This is a genomic window from Pseudomonas syringae pv. tomato str. DC3000 (assembly GCF_000007805.1).
Classification (GTDB): Bacteria; Pseudomonadota; Gammaproteobacteria; order Pseudomonadales; family Pseudomonadaceae; genus Aquipseudomonas; species Aquipseudomonas avellanae.
The window spans coordinates 1,513,659-1,528,191 of sequence record NC_004578.1; the positions used below are offsets into that span (position 1 = coordinate 1,513,659).

Here is a 14,533-nt window from a genome sequence, read left to right on the forward strand (position 1 = left end):
ACCTTAAAGGACTATGACGATGAAAACTTCGCAACCCGATTTCGCCCGCTTCATCAATTCTCTGGGCGCCCAGCTCGGCACGTCACTGACCTTGCAGAACGGCGTATGCGCTCTTTATGACGGTCAGAACAACGAAGCGGCGATCATTGAATTGCCCGAGCACAGTGAGATGGTCATCTTTCATTGCCGCATTGGCCGCTGCCCGGAACGAGCCCCCGATTTGCTGCGTCTGTTGAGTCTGAACTTCGACGTAGCGCGCTTGCATGGCTGCTGGTTTGCGGTCGATCAGGGAGATGTCCGTCTATGCGCGCAGCGTGAACTGGCCTCACTCGATGAGCCAGCGTTTTGTGACGTGACGCGCGGGTTCATTTCCCAGGCACGTGAAGCGCGTGCTTTTTTACAGGCTTGAATAAAAAAGCGCCACTTCAATGCGGCGCTTTTTTTACTGTTTTCGTTATTAGCTCTTCAGTTCGAACCCCTCTTTCTTCAAGTCGCCAGCCGCTTCCTTGAGCGATGCCGATGGTCGTGACAATTCGCCGTCGAAGGTGTAACCAATCGGCTTGTCCTGGTCTGCGCCATAAACGAAGTTGATGCGCCCCAGTGTTTTAGTGACGCTCACATTCGCTCCACTGTTATAGCTGACCAACGGTGTTGGTGAGGTGAAGTTTTCAGCCTGGGTCGCGGTGTGGAATACCACCAGACGCTTGATGCGCATCTCGTTGCGATCCTCCAGCATGCTGGAGAGGTCGCTTTGAGTCATGGTGCCGTTGAGGCTGCCTTCATCGATCTTGTCGACCAGTGAGTCCTTCGGTTCCAGCCGTACGCGTGCCAGCGTCCCGATACTGCCCTCCATCTCCTTGAGCATGGCGCGAAGTTTCGGGTCCTGGCGCATGAATTCGGCAACTCTTGTCGCATTGCCCGGGGCGCTCGCGTCGCGCACGGAACTCATTATTTTGGTAAGTATGCTTTCACTGGACAGGCCGGAGAGGTTGGTTTTGCTGGTTTCAAAGCGTGCGTTGTCCATCACGCTGTGCTTGTTGGCTGATGCCCGATGCTCGACCGCCGCGCGTTTCAAGTCGCGCAATGCCTTGTACTGCTTGTCGTTGTCTTTGGGCGGTGGTATGTCGGCAAACAGTTCTTCAAGCCCGTCGAGTTGCGCCTGAATAACCTCATCCGGTTTCTTGCCTGTGTAGCGTGCATTCAGAGGGTCGGCCAGCTCCGCCAGTTTTGCTTTGGTCGTGTTGTCCAGGAACGCTTCCCCAAGGCCCTTCGACAATTTGCTCAGACCTTCAGTCGTTATCGGCTTGGCGACGTTGTAACGAAACTTGATCCGTTTGACCGTCCTGTTTTCCACACTGAAATTGAGCGCTCCGCCCAAGTTGTTGGCGGCTGTTTGTGATGCGGGAGTGGGGCCTGGGGCGGAGGCGGGTGTGCCTGTGGGGGCCGTGTGGCTGCCGCCGATCTGAGCGCGAAGCTGCCCGCCGGCCGTCACGTTATTCAAAAAGCGCGGGCGGTTTTTACCGCCTTCCTTCAGTTCGGTCTTGTCGTTTTTCTGGGTCAACGAATAATCGGTGTAGGTCATCAGGTTAACGGTGATGTTCGCAGCGAATCCGCCGCGCACTACCGCAGAAAACGAATCGCTGTTGGGGTCGGCATTCGGGTCTCGGTCTTCGGTCAGGTTTATTCCGGCGCGTATATCGGCAGTTCCACCTGCCGTGAGGTCGAAGTTGAATCGCCGAGCCTCGTAGCTCTCATGGTCCACTGCTTTTTTCAGCACCTGCAATGGATTCAACTGACCTTCAAACAGGTCGTCGACGAATGCGTCGATGTCTTCATCCGGAACATTGAAGACCACCCCGGCGCGCTGGCTGGCGGCGACGGTGGCGGTCACGTCCACGCCCAGGCGAAAGTTGGGGGTCAGTGTGCGGTTGTTGCCGACATCAACACTGCGTGCAGGATTATTTGCGTCAAAAAAGCCCGGCCAGTAGTCTTTGCCGGCACCGAAACCGCCGCTCACGTTTCCCGCACCTTCGCTAATGAGGTACAGCGTAACGCCGCCCTCGCAACGCTCGGCATTGAGTATGTAGTTACGGTTACCGGTGGCACCTGCCGTTGGCCAGAGCCCTGTAGCCTTGTCGGCAAGAATGATGAACGGGGTGGTGAGGTTCACTCCGTAGCTGCGCTGCAGCCCGACTTCGTCGTCGCCATGCTCCAGTTGCTTGAGCATGCTTTTGAATTTTCCGGCCAGCTCGGCCTGGTCCTTGCTGCCTGTGGCTGCGCGCATATTGACGCTGACGGCATGGTCCGCTTTTTTGAACGACTTGAGGAATGTCTTGACCGATTCGTAACCGCTTTCCAGCGCTTTGTTATCGGTAAAGCCCATGTCTGTGACCACCTTGACCGGGTTTTCGCCGTAAGTCACATCACGCAGCGTCGCCAGCTTTTTTTGTAACGGCTCTATGTCGCTTTGCGGCGGTAGCTGTTCGACCTGGTCGAGCAGCGCGCCAAGGCTTTTCAGTGTGACCAGATCCAGCGCCAGGCGCGCTTTGCTCAGGCCATGATCCTCGCTGGCATCGCGGCGCTGTCCCAAAGGTATGTCGGCTTTCTGGTGGCTGAGTTTCAGCCCTTGATGCTTCAGCGTGCCGAGCAACTTTTTGGTGGGGTTTTCAGCAGACGGAGCCACTTGAGTCAAGGCATCCTGCAGCTCCTTGACCAAGTCATGTCCAGAGCTTTTGAAGTTGAGCTTTGTGCCCAGATCAGCAAGCTTCTTGCCAAACTGCATGCGCACCGACGGCTTGGCCAGCTCGCCATGCTGGTTGAGAATGCCGTCCTGCTGTTTAAGGTTTTTCGCCTTGCCATAGCTCTGACCGATCGACATCAGCGCGGTGTAGCTGTGATTTTCCAGCTCGTCGCGCAGGGTTTCCAGTTCCTTGACCAGCGTAGCGCCTTGAGGCCCCAGTTTTGCTTCCAGTGCGGTGATGCGCGCTTTCAGGTCTTGACCCCGTGCCGGAGGCCTTCCCCCGGACTCATGGATCAGCTCCAGTTGCTTGAACAGCATCGACTCGGTTTCATAAACCTCTTTCAGACCCAGGCGACCCTGGTAGCGATGCTGAATATGGTCACCTACGTTCTTCATCCAGCGGGGCGTTTCTGCGGTGTTTTTGTAGATGTTGGCGCGGATGAACTCGCTGGTGCTGGCTTTTTTGGATTTCTCCACACCGCTGCGCCCGAATGTATTGACGTCCATTCTGAGCGTCAGCCCGGTTTTTGGAATTCGCCAGGTCTTGTTTGAACCTGTGATGCGCGAGTGCACATCATTCAAACCGTTTTCTTCTACCGGGCGCTGTTCGAACCTTTGCCATTGGCCTGCCTTGAGCTGCATAAGACCCTTGCCCTCGGCGTCTTCGATCTGGGCGCTGAGCACGTTGTCGTCGTTGGTGAAAAGTGCCTTTACCGGCTGCCCTCCGGGCAGCGCAACCGGCGTCCAGCGGGCTCGCAACTGGTCCCCCAGCTTTGTCGATTGCCAGGCTTCCTTGGGCAGGCAGTAAAGCCCGCCGGTACTGGTGAGGGCGTGCAGGTTGTGTTTTTCGTCCAGCGACAGGCTCTTGATATCGCCTTCCAGCCCGGGAATGTCGAGTGTGACGGGTTTGTGATCCTTACTGTGGGCGGTCAGCTTGTTCTGGTCATCGAGGGCGACGAAGCGTTTGTTGCTGACCATTGCAAAGGCTTTGATCACTCGGTCGTCGAGGCCTTCGATCTCTTTGCCCATTTCGACTTTTGTCGAGCGTGCGGTCTGGGCCAGTGCTGTGTTGCGGTCAAAAGCCATGTTGGGGTGTTCGGCCGCAATCTTGAGTGCGTGCAGCTTGCCGCCCTTGAGTACATAAGCATTGCTGTCGGCGCCGCGTTGCAGGCGATCGATATCTTTTATGCCTGCGTCTTTCCAGCATTCTGGCGTTGCGTCCCAGCGTTGAATGCGTCCTTCACTCAGGCCAACCAGGCCCGCACGATCGAGGTTGAGCCGGTCAGCGGCGGTGGGTGGCGGGGGCATGGTCAGGCCGCGATTGTTGTTCAGTACCAGCGCATTGGTCAGGTTCCAGCCGCTTTGCAGTTTTGAGCTTTGCTCGTCTAAAGCGTGGGAGTGAGTCTCGCCCTGACGGTTTTTGATCAGCGCGTGAACACCGCCGTCGTCCCCGTTGATGAATCCGGTGACGCGGTTGTGGCCTCCGAGGGGCACGCCTTCCAGCTGAAAGTTTGCCTGCTCGGGCATCAGCTTCAATTTCGGGTCATCGCCCTCGAATGCGCTACGGTCCGCACTGTAAAGTCTGCCCTGAGTGTCAGCGATAAACAGCTTGTCGCCACTCAAACCGACCGCCGCCGCCTGCGCCTTGCCGCCGTCGAGCTCAAGGCCTTTGGTTTTTTTCGGCGTCAGCCCGCCAATCACCGGGCTCATGTCAGTCAGTAGGATCGCCTGGGTCGTTTTGCCGCTGAGCAACGCTGCTCTGTTGTCCGGCGCGACTGAAAATGACTGCAGGTCTTCGACTTCCACGTGCGGCATGAACGGGCTCGACAAGTCGACCACGGCATCGTCACTTTTTGCATAAACCGAGCCGTTGCCGCCAGTGGACAGGCTGTTGAAAGCGGTATCCTCCAGGCCTTCCGGTATTTTCCAGCGAGTGCTTATCGGGTCGAACTGATAGAGACGGTCCTCATGCACACGCATACGCTCGCCGTCGTGACTGAGAAGCACATTGGTAATGTGAGCGATGTGTGCCTTGCCTGGGAGCTCTTGGGTTTTGCGGCCGCTGGCGGTGTCGATGTGAATGTTGCCGTCTTCACGCTCCATTTTCACGGCCGGTGGTTTCTTTCCTTCTATAAGGAGTGCTTCGTTGCTGCTACGGATCACGGCCAGCGAGCTGTCGTCTTGCGCCAGGTGCAGAAGGTGCCCGTTGGCCTGTAGCAACTGGTGCCCGTGCACGCCGTCTTTGCTTTGGTGGGCCAGGTAGGTTTGCTTGGGTGTGGCAAGAATGGAATCGAGCAATGGAGCCAGGCCGGGCGTATTGAACGTGGAGAAGTCAGGCTTTCCCTTGGCATCCAGCTGAATGCTGCCTTGTGGCTCTGAGTTGCGAACCAGTTTTTCGTCTTTCAGCTCGAAACGGCCTCCGTTGCTGCGCCACAGCATGGGCTCGCGCGGCGGAATCGGTCCGTCCGAATCACCGATTTTGCTGCCGGAGCTGCTGGGCTGATCAGGATCTGTGGCCAGCATTGAAATGCGCGTACCGTCAGAGCCCTGCAGGTGACTGTCAGGTGACCGGAATTGGCGAGTGGCATTTGCGACCGCTTCTTCATCGGTCATCGGGTTGTCTGAATCGAGGTACGACGGGCTGCGCTCAAGGCGGTCTTGCGGCAGATCAAACCTTACGCGCAGGTTTTTACGGGGGGCTGCCTCCGGGTGTATTTCATGCGTCTGCGCGCCCGAGCTGCTCGCCTGGTTGGGGTGGTTACGCAGAATCGACTTGGGTGCGCTATGGGTATTTTGCGGGCTGCTGTTGGAAAAACCGGATTCGCGGGCTTTGTTTCTGGGCGTAGCCACATTTGAAGCAGGCGGGGGCGTCTTGACGTTTTTCGCGGTGGGCGGCGTGGCAGCTTTCTGCTGCGGCGCTTTGGATTTCTGGAACAATTTACCGACGCTTTTCAGCGCCCGCTTGCCGACACTGCTCAACGAGTGCGAAGAGCGTTGCCTGGGTTGTTCGGCTCTTTCCTGCAGGTCAGTTGCAGCACGTGCGTCAGGGGTGACGGTTGGCTGAATGATGCTTCCGGTGTTCCGGTGGATCGATGGTGACTGCACGGTGAATCTCTCTGTCCATTTTATCGCTGATAGCCGCCTGATACCAAACGTGAAAATTCCTTCACAGGATGAGTGGCATGCAATGCCAGCGGGTTCCATCGGAAAAACTTACGGCTGAAAGGATTCAGCAATGCGTTGTGTGCGCCGATCTCGGTTTCAAAAGGGAACCGTAACGGCGAGCGTGCCACGTAGGGTGGACACGCTCAGGACATTCCCGCCCATGCCCGCCGTCGCCTTCCCCGTATCGAGCCCACGCTTGCTGGCTCGCGCTGTTCAAATCGCAGTCCTCGCTATGGGCGCCTTGTGTGTGGGCTGCCAGTCTGTGGACTATTCGCCGCCGCGTCAGGACCGTCCGCCGCGGCTGGTGTCGGGGCTGGTCTATTGGGGGGGAGATGATAAGGAAGGTTCGCGGGCTGCAGACAAAATCTCCGATCTGCCTGTTTATAACGGCGAGGACGTGTGGCAGCGGGTTGCCCAGCGCTGCAGGCTGGTCGATGGCCAAGGCATGAATGAGCGTATCGCTCGCCAGCGCGACTGGTTGCTGAGCAATCGCGGATTTATCACGGGAGCCAGTGTCCGGGCCAGCCCTTATCTGCATTTTATTGTCGAGCGCCTGGACGAGCGCAACATGCCGCTGGAGCTGGCACTGCTGCCGATGATCGAAAGCTCTTATAACCCCATGGCCAACTCTCCGGCCGCTGCGGCAGGTTTGTGGCAATTCATTCCATCCACGGGGCGCAGCTTCAATCTGCATCAAAGCGCGACCTACGACGCTCGCCGTGACGTGGTGGCCTCCAGCAAGGCGGCGATGGATTACCTGACCCGCTTGCATGATCAGTTCAATAATGACTGGCTGCTGGCGCTGGCCGCCTATAACGCGGGGGAGGGCACCGTCGGTCGGGCGATTGAGGCCAACCGACGGCGTGGTCTGCCTGTGGACTACTGGAATCTGAATTTACCCAAGGAAACCCAGGATTACGTGCCCAGACTGTTGGCGCTCTCAATGGTTGTGCGCAACCCCAATGCCTACGGTGTGAAACTGACCCCGGTCGCCAACACGCCGTATTTTGACGTAGTCGAGCTTAACCATGCCGTAGACCTGACCCAGCTCGCGGCCACGGCGGGTGTGGATGAGGGCCAGTTGTTGCGGCTGAACTCGGCATTCCTGCGCAAAAAGACCTTCGATGGACCGGGACGTCTGCTGATACCTAAAACCCAGAATCGCGTGCTCACGACCAGCATCGCGCGCATTACCGGTGAGTCCCCGGTGACTGCCAGCATCCCGCTGGTCACCCCTTCAGCCATTGTGAAACGGGCGGCTGAGCGTCTGCCCGCGCCCGCGCCTGTGGCTGAGCGTCCAGTGCGCGTTGCAGAGCGTCCGCCGCTGCCCAAGCCCGTGCAGTCGGCCCAGTTAGCCGAGAACCTGCCTTCGCCCAAAACGGCTCAGCCGTTGCCGGTGGCTCAGCAGCCCACTGCGCCTGAGGCGTTACAGCCAGCTCCTGCAGCTGAATCAGCGCCGGCGGTAGAGATCGCCCAATCCGCACCTGTTGTGGAACCTGATCCGCTTACAAACCGGATACAGTTGCCCCGCATCAGGGATGACCGTTCGTCGCCTCGCAAGCGTGATGACGACGAGTATCGCAGCGGTCCGCGCGAGCTGCCTACGGGGCCGCGCGTCGTGGTTTTTGCCAGTGATCCACGCCAATAACCCCGGTTTTACTCGATTGTTCTATTGAAAACCCCTGAAAAGCGCACTTTTTTGGTGCTTTTTCTCGTTGTCGGACAATATTGATCTGCCTCAATACAACTTCTTTTATTGAGCGTTACCCGTTTTTTGGACCCTAAAGATGGCGCTTAGCCATATGATGTAGAGCGCTACATATGATTATTTTGATGAACTTTTTTAGCCGAATGTAAGTGAAAGATTACACACATTTAGAAACATTCTAGGTGATGGCACGCGATCATCGATCGTATTAACCGCCTGGTTCACAGAACCTAAACCTGCGGTTCCGGTATTAAGCTACGCTGAATCCTTTCCGCGATTCCTTAGATGGCTGTGCCTGGAAATAGTCTAAGCAGGTGGGCTTTTGTTCGGATTGCCGAATGCGATGATGACTAAATGCCAGTACTAGTGGTGCCGAAAAACCGGGGCTATGACCGCTTTGCCAGTATCCAAGCCTCTGTGTTGTTCGGAAATCCGACTGCTCGTGGGGCGGAACTAAGCTGGTTGTATCGACTGTTCTAAAGTGCAAATAGTTAGTGTCAGGCTGTTTTTTGTTTTCTCGTGTTATTGTTGTTCGCTTCTTTAAGCTCGCCGCTAAAAACCGTTTGGTTTTCTTGTTTTGTGTGTTCGGTTTTCTTCTGCTTCCTTACTTGTGACCCCTTTAGTTGTTTTTGAAAAGTCTTATATGTTTCTCTCGAGTAGTGACGAGAAGTTAGTTGCGTTTCATTGCGCGATTTTGGGGCGCTTGCTGCTCAAAGGTGCCTGCTCTTGTCCCGGATCACAGCTGCTTTGAGGTGTGGAGAGGCCCTATGGCTGCGGGGCGAGCCAGCGCATGGACGCTGTAAGCGCTTGTTCGCATTGGAGTAACGATAGATTAAAGCAATCATCTCAAGAGCCTGAGTCTATCGGTAGGGTCGTCTTGGTATGGTGATATTAATATGATAGTAATTCTCAACTTTGTGATCTTTTTCTCATTTCCCGGGGAACTAAATTAATATATTTCTGCCTTGTAAGACGTGGTATTAATACTCCGCTTGCCACCCACCATGAGAGTGAACGATGAGTACAGGCATCGATAAGGACGTCCGAGAGTGTTGGGGCGTAACTGCATTATCAGCGGGTCATCAAATTGCAATGAATAGCGCGTTTCTGGATATGGACTTGCTGTTGTGCGGGGAAACCGGCACCGGCAAGGACACACTGGCCAACCGCATTCACGAGTTGTCCAGCAGGTCGGGACCCTTTGTGGGCATGAACTGCGCCGCCATTCCCGAGTCGCTGGCAGAGAGCCAGTTATTCGGTGTGGTCAACGGTGCATTCACCGGCGTATGCCGGGCTCGCGAGGGCTACATAGAGGCCTCCAGTGGTGGCACCTTGTACCTGGATGAAATCGACAGCATGCCGTTGAGCCTGCAGGCCAAACTGCTGCGTGTGTTGGAGAGTCGAGGTATCGAGCGTCTGGGCTCGACCGAATTCATCCCGGTGGATCTGCGGATCATTGCCTCGGCCCAGCGGCCACTGGATGAACTGGTGGAACAAGGACTTTTCCGTCGCGACCTGTTTTTTCGGCTCAACGTGCTGACGCTTCACTTGCCAGCCTTGCGCAAACGTCGTGAACAGATCCTGCCATTGTTCGACCAGTTCACCCAGGGTATCGCTGCCGAGTTCGGACGTCCCGCTCCTGCGCTGGACAGCGGGCGTGTGCAGCTGCTGCTCAGCCACGACTGGCCGGGCAACATCCGCGAATTGAAGTCTGCAGCCAAGCGCTTCGTACTCGGCTTCCCCTTGCTGGGCGCCGACCCTGTGGAAGCGCTTGACCCTGCCACGGGGCTGCGCACGCAAATGCGCATCATCGAGAAAATGCTCATCCAGGATGCCTTGAAGCGGCACAGGCACAATTTCGACGCGGTGCTTCAGGAGTTGGAGTTGCCAAGACGCACCCTGTATCACCGCATGAAGGAACTGGGAGTTGCAGCGCCGATCGCTGCGACGGCCGGGGTCTGAAACGCAGGTGTGGTTATGCAACGTTGATGTCCTGGGGGTCATGGGATGAGTCTTGATGAAAGGTTTGAGGATGATCTGGACGAGGAGCGGGTTCCGAATCTGGGGATAGTTGCCGAAAGTATTTCGCAACTGGGTATCGACGTGCTGCTATCGGGTGAGACCGGCACGGGCAAAGACACGATTGCCCGACGGATTCATGAGATGTCAGGCCGCAAAGGGCGCCTGGTGGCGATGAATTGCGCGGCCATTCCGGAGTCCCTCGCCGAGAGCGAGTTATTCGGCGTGGTCAGCGGTGCCTACACCGGCGCTGATCGCTCCAGAGTCGGTTATGTCGAAGCGGCGCAGGGCGGCACGCTGTACCTGGATGAGATCGATAGCATGCCGCTGAGCCTGCAAGCCAAATTGCTGAGGGTGCTGGAAACCCGAGCGCTTGAACGGCTGGGTTCGACGTCGACGATCAAGCTGGATATCTGCGTGATCGCCTCCGCCCAATGCTCGCTGGACGACGCCGTCGAGCGGGGGCAGTTTCGTCGCGATCTGTATTTTCGCCTGAACGTCCTGACACTCAAGCTTCCTCCGCTACGTAACCAGTCTGATCGCATAGTTCCCCTGTTCACACGTTTTACGGCCGCCGCCGCGAGGGAGCTCGGTGTTCCCGTTCCCGATGTTTGCCCACTGCTGCACAAAGTGCTGCTGGGCCACGACTGGCCCGGCAATATCCGTGAGCTCAAGGCTGCAGCCAAACGCCATGTGCTGGGTTTCCCCTTGCTGGGCGCCGAGCCGCAGGGCGAAGAGCACTTGGCCTGTGGGCTCAAATCGCAATTGCGAGTGATCGAAAAAGCCCTGATTCAGGAGTCGCTCAAGCGCCACGACAATTGTGTGGATTCGGTAAGCCTGGAACTGGACGTGCCACGCCGTACGCTCTATCGACGCATCAAAGAATTGCAGATCTGATTTTTTGCAAAGACGCTGGAACCGATTCGCAGGCTGCTGCCACCTAGTGAGTACCAAGCAATCACGCTGGTAAATCTTAAGGGGCATCAAATCATGGTCGCATTTGCAGGATTAACCTCCAAACTCACCAACCTTGGTAACAGCGCCGTTGGCGGTGTCGGCGGCGCATTGCAGGGTGTCAACACGGTTGCTTCCAACGCCACTCTTCAGAAAAACATTCTTTTGGGCACCGGCGACAGCCTGTCGGTTGATGCACAAGCCAAGGCCAGTAAAGAGTCCGACGCCAACGGCGCGAAGCTGATCGCGATGCAGGCCCAGGAAACAATGAAGAAGCAGACCATGGACGTGCTCAACGCCATCCAGGCCGGCAAAGAAGACTCTACCAACAAGAAGATCAGTGCCACAGCGACGAACGCTAAAGGTATCAGTTACTAATTATTTCTGATTGCCCCCTCATCAGAGGGGGCCGCTACCTTGGGATGGGCGTTTTATGCAAGCACTTAACAGCATCAGTTCGTTGCAAACCTCTGCATCATTGTTCCCCGTGTCGCTCAACAGCGATGTGAGCGCCAACACCAGCACTTCCAGCAAAGAGCTCAAGGCTGTGATCGATCAGCTGGTTCAGGCGCTGACCCAAAGTGGGCAGCTCGATGAAACCTCACCGCTCGGCAAAATGCTCGCCAAGGCCATGGCTGCGGATGGCAAGTCGGCTAACAGCATCGATGACATCACTGCATCGCTCGACAAGCTGATCCACGAAAAGCTCGGCGACAATTTCGGTGCCTCTGCCGGCATCGGCGCGGGTGGCGGTGGCGGTGGCATTGGCGGGGCGGGTTCTGGTTCGGGTGTCGGTGGCGGTCTGAGCAGCGACGCGGGTGCCGGGCAATCCGATCTGATGAGCCAGGTCCTGAACGGCCTCGGCAAAGCCGTGCTGGACGATCTGCTGACACCGAGTGGTGAAGGCGGAACAACCTTTTCCAGTGATGACATGCCGACCCTGGAAAAAGTCGCCCAGTTCATGGACGACAACAAGGCCCAGTTCCCTACTCGGGACGGCGGCTCGTGGATGAACGAGCTGAAGGAAGACAATGGCCTGGATGCACAGGAAACCGCTCAGTTTCGTTCGGCTCTCGACGTCATTGGTCAACAGCTCGGCCAGCAACAAGGTGATGCCAGTGGCGTTACCAGTGGCGGCGGTCTGGGTTCGCCCGTGAGTGACAGCTCCCTGGGTAATCCTGCAATCGATGCCAACACAGGTCCCGCGGCCAATGGCAATGCCAGCGTCGACGTAGGTCAACTGATCGGTCAACTCATCGACCGTGGTTTGCAGTCGGTTTCGTCGGGTGGCGGTCTGGGTACACCGGTCGACAATTCCACGCAGCCGACAGGTGGCACGCCAGCGGCTAACCCGACGGGCAACGTGTCCAATCAGGACCTGGGTCAACTGCTGAGCGGCTTGCTGCAACGCGGGCTGGAAGCGACGCTTCAGGATGCTGGCAACACCGGCGCCGACCTGCAATCGAGCGCTGCGCAAGTGGCAGCTCAGCTGATCAATGCGCTGTTGCAAGGCACCAATAACCAGACTAACCAGGCTGTGGCCTGACTGACAGCCGCCTGACGGAGAACCAGTGTGACCATTTCCCAACTCAGCAATTTGAAAAGTGTATCGCCGGAGCTTGGGCAGAATGCTCATCAGGGGCTCGGCTCCGAACCCGTTCAGGCGGATGTCGACCTATTCAATGCGGCGATGCGCCCTGACAGCGGGCCAGCAGCGTCGCACCTGTCCGACCGGATAGCCAGTGCGCTGTCCGAGCGGCTGGGCAGTACCGAGAAGCTTTCACAGCAAGCATTACGCCAGATGAAGAAAGTGTCGAACACCGAAGATCCTGGAGACATCGTGCAGATGAGTCGGGCGTTGTCGCAGTGCTCGTTGCAAATGGCGTTGACGACCAAGGTCGTGAGCAAGAGCGCTCAGGCGCTCGACAAGTTGACCAACCTGCAGTAGAGGTTTCCGTGAATTTTCTGAGCGCAGGGCTGCTGCTGTTGTGCATGCTGCTGCTCGGCGGCTGCAGTGATGAGACTGATTTGTTCACTGGCTTGTCCGAGCAGGATTCCAATGAGGTCGTAGCGCGCCTCGCCGATCAGCATATCGATGCGCGTAAACGTCTGGAGAAAACCGGCGTTGTCGTGACTGTCGCCACCAGCGAAATGAACCGCGCCGTGCGCGTGCTCGACGCTGCGGGTCTGCCTCGGCGCTCGCGCACCACGCTGGGGGAGATTTTCAAGAAGGAAGGGGTGATTTCGACGCCGCTTGAAGAGCGTGCCCGTTACATCTACGCCTTGTCCCAGGAACTTGAAGCCACGCTGTCGCAGATCGACGGAGTCATTGTGGCCAGGGTGCATGTGGTGCTGCCCGAGCGCATCGCGCCGGGCGAACCTGTTCAACCGGCTTCTGCTGCGGTGTTCATCAAGCACTCTGCTGCACTTGATCCCGACAGTGTGCGCGGACGTATTCAACAGATGGTCGCCAGCAGTATTCCCGGTATGTCCACGCAATCTGTCGATTCGAAAAAGTTTTCCATCGTGTTTGTGCCTGCTGCAGAGTTCCAAGAGACCACGCAATGGGTGAGCTTCGGGCCCTTCAAGCTGGACAGCACGAACTTGCCGTTCTGGAACCTGATGCTCTGGGTGGCACCTGTCGGTCTTGCGTTGGTGTTGCTGATCGGTGCACTGCTGGTGCGCAGTGACTGGCGCGCCAGTCTGTTGCGACGGATCGGGTTTGGCAGTCGCGGTCGTTCAACGCTGCCGGCACGTGCATGATGAGCCTTTCTGCCGAGGATCACTGGATTCACTGGTGGTGCAACCCCTGGCAGTGGGCACATTCGGAGTGGCATGACCGATTCGCCAACGCTCGTGGGTTATCGGTCAGTGACTGCGATGCGCTCATGGCCAGCCGTCATGGCGTGTTTCTGCAGAGTCTGGGCATTGACCCGGCTCAGCCGCCAGCGCCCGCGGAACCGGTGCTGCGCTGGTTGGCGCTGACGCCCTCGCAGCGTGAGCAGGCGCTAAGCCTGGCGCAGTGCATCTGCTTCTCCCGTAACGAAAGCGACGGCCCTGACGGTCAATGGTGCTGGGGGTTGACCAAAGCGCTGCGCCCCGGTGTCTGGCTGGAGTTTGAACACGAGGACGCGCGTCTTCTGCTGGGCGCCTGGCTTGGGCCGCAATACTGGTCGCGACTGTGTCTGGAGTGGCCGCCCAATGAAGTGCCCGACACCCCCGGCAAGGCACCCGAAAACAAACTTCAGGCGTTATGGCAGGCCATCATGTGGCGCGTCACGGCTGCCTGAATCCGAACCAGCTTCTCTGCATCAGGAATACGCCCATGCTCGCCAAACGCAGTATTGCTCTGACGGCCGCTACGCTGCTGCGCGAACCGATCTTGCGCCGCGAAGACATCGCCGACAGCCTGCTGGCGCGCGACATCCTGGCAGACGCGCGGCAGCAGGCCACGCAGATACTGGCCCTTGAGCAAGAGAAAGCCGAGCACCTTCAGCAGCAGGCGCTGGCGCAGTTCTGGGAAAACGCCAACGCGTTTCTCGGCGAGCTTCAGGTGCAGCGCGAGGCGTTGCAGGAGCAGGCAATGACCGCCGTAGAAGAACTGTTGAGTGAATCCCTGCGGCACTTGTTAGACGACACCACGCTGGCCGAACGTGCGCGGGCGCTGGCCAGAAACCTGGCCGCCAGCCAGCTCAATGAAGCGGTCGCGACGCTCAGTGTTCACCCCCAAATAGCCGACGCCGTGGCTGAGTGGCTGGCAGACAGCCGTTTTTCCGAGCACTGGCAACTCAAGCGCGATGCAACGATCGCCTCGGACAGCTTGCGTCTGAGCGATGCCAATGGCGCGTTCGATATCGCTTGGGCAGACCTGCGCAAGGGGCTGCTGGGTGTCGAGCCTGCTGCCTGATACACACTCTCTGCACTCACTTGATCGCATGATGGAACCG

Annotated in this window: 11 protein-coding genes; 10 read left to right on the top strand and 1 reads right to left on the bottom strand. The window is 57.7% G+C overall.

Going from position 1 to position 14,533, the window contains the following annotated elements:
* Window positions 1-19 precede the first annotated feature (19 nt).
* Complete coding sequence (locus PSPTO_RS07230; protein WP_005763915.1) at window positions 20-409, top strand: type III secretion system chaperone; 390 nt, start codon at window positions 20-22, stop codon at window positions 407-409.
* Between the two features lie 48 nt (window positions 410-457).
* On the opposite strand, the gene avrE1 is transcribed toward PSPTO_RS07230, so the two are convergent.
* Window positions 458-5,845: a type III secretion system effector AvrE1 gene (gene avrE1, locus PSPTO_RS07235; RefSeq protein ID WP_011103532.1), complete on the bottom strand. Its 5,388-nt coding sequence runs from the start codon at window positions 5,843-5,845 to the stop codon at window positions 458-460.
* A gap of 220 nt (window positions 5,846-6,065) precedes the next feature.
* On the opposite strand from avrE1, the gene PSPTO_RS07240 reads away from it, so the two are divergent.
* The 9 genes from PSPTO_RS07240 (at window position 6,066) to sctL (ending at window position 14,493) form a co-directional block, all read left to right on the top strand.
* The gene (locus tag PSPTO_RS07240; RefSeq protein ID WP_005763910.1) at window positions 6,066-7,553 is read left to right on the top strand and encodes a transglycosylase SLT domain-containing protein; all 1,488 of its coding nucleotides are present in this window, start codon (window positions 6,066-6,068) and stop codon (window positions 7,551-7,553) included.
* Between the two features lie 1,077 nt (window positions 7,554-8,630).
* On the top strand, window positions 8,631-9,575 hold the full coding sequence (gene hrpR, locus PSPTO_RS07245; RefSeq protein ID WP_011103533.1) for a transcriptional regulator HrpR: 945 nt from the start codon (window positions 8,631-8,633) through the stop codon (window positions 9,573-9,575).
* 45 nt (window positions 9,576-9,620) lie between these two features.
* A complete protein-coding gene (gene hrpS / locus PSPTO_RS07250) occupies window positions 9,621-10,529 on the top strand; it encodes a transcriptional regulator HrpS (RefSeq protein WP_005763906.1) in 909 nt (302 codons plus the stop codon).
* A 93-nt stretch (window positions 10,530-10,622) separates the two neighbouring features.
* Entirely contained in the window at window positions 10,623-10,964 is a 342-nt protein-coding gene (hrpA, locus tag PSPTO_RS07255) for an Hrp pili protein HrpA (protein ID WP_005763904.1), read from the top strand.
* Window positions 10,965-11,019: 55 nt separating this feature from the next.
* Complete coding sequence (gene hrpZ / locus PSPTO_RS07260) at window positions 11,020-12,132, top strand: type III secretion system effector HrpZ (RefSeq protein ID WP_005763902.1); 1,113 nt, start codon at window positions 11,020-11,022, stop codon at window positions 12,130-12,132.
* A 27-nt stretch (window positions 12,133-12,159) separates the two neighbouring features.
* Entirely contained in the window at window positions 12,160-12,534 is a 375-nt protein-coding gene (sctI, locus tag PSPTO_RS07265; RefSeq protein WP_005763898.1) for a type III secretion system inner rod subunit SctI, read from the top strand.
* 8 nt (window positions 12,535-12,542) lie between these two features.
* On the top strand, window positions 12,543-13,349 hold the full coding sequence (gene sctJ / locus PSPTO_RS07270; RefSeq protein WP_005763897.1) for a type III secretion system inner membrane ring lipoprotein SctJ: 807 nt from the start codon (window positions 12,543-12,545) through the stop codon (window positions 13,347-13,349).
* Window positions 13,349-13,876, top strand: coding sequence for a hypothetical protein (locus PSPTO_RS07275; RefSeq protein WP_005763896.1), 528 nt, complete (start codon window positions 13,349-13,351; stop codon window positions 13,874-13,876). Before sctJ ends, PSPTO_RS07275 begins: the two co-directional genes overlap by 1 nt.
* Before the next feature lie 35 nt (window positions 13,877-13,911).
* A complete protein-coding gene (gene sctL / locus PSPTO_RS07280) occupies window positions 13,912-14,493 on the top strand; it encodes a type III secretion system stator protein SctL (protein WP_007244829.1) in 582 nt (193 codons plus the stop codon).
* Window positions 14,494-14,533 lie beyond the last annotated feature (40 nt).

What these genes read in the sequence shown, in the direction of transcription:
- PSPTO_RS07230 (WP_005763915.1), top strand. Translation starts at nt 20, where the DNA reads ATGAAAACTTCGCAACCCGATTTCGCCCGCTTCATCAATTCTCTGGGC.
- PSPTO_RS07240 (WP_005763910.1), top strand. Translation starts at nt 6,066, where the DNA reads ATGCCCGCCGTCGCCTTCCCCGTATCGAGCCCACGCTTGCTGGCTCGC.
- hrpR (WP_011103533.1), top strand. Translation starts at nt 8,631, where the DNA reads ATGAGTACAGGCATCGATAAGGACGTCCGAGAGTGTTGGGGCGTAACT.
- hrpS (WP_005763906.1), top strand. Translation starts at nt 9,621, where the DNA reads ATGAGTCTTGATGAAAGGTTTGAGGATGATCTGGACGAGGAGCGGGTT.
- hrpA (WP_005763904.1), top strand. Translation starts at nt 10,623, where the DNA reads ATGGTCGCATTTGCAGGATTAACCTCCAAACTCACCAACCTTGGTAAC.
- hrpZ (WP_005763902.1), top strand. Translation starts at nt 11,020, where the DNA reads ATGCAAGCACTTAACAGCATCAGTTCGTTGCAAACCTCTGCATCATTG.
- PSPTO_RS07275 (WP_005763896.1), top strand. Translation starts at nt 13,349, where the DNA reads ATGAGCCTTTCTGCCGAGGATCACTGGATTCACTGGTGGTGCAACCCC.
- sctL (WP_007244829.1), top strand. Translation starts at nt 13,912, where the DNA reads ATGCTCGCCAAACGCAGTATTGCTCTGACGGCCGCTACGCTGCTGCGC.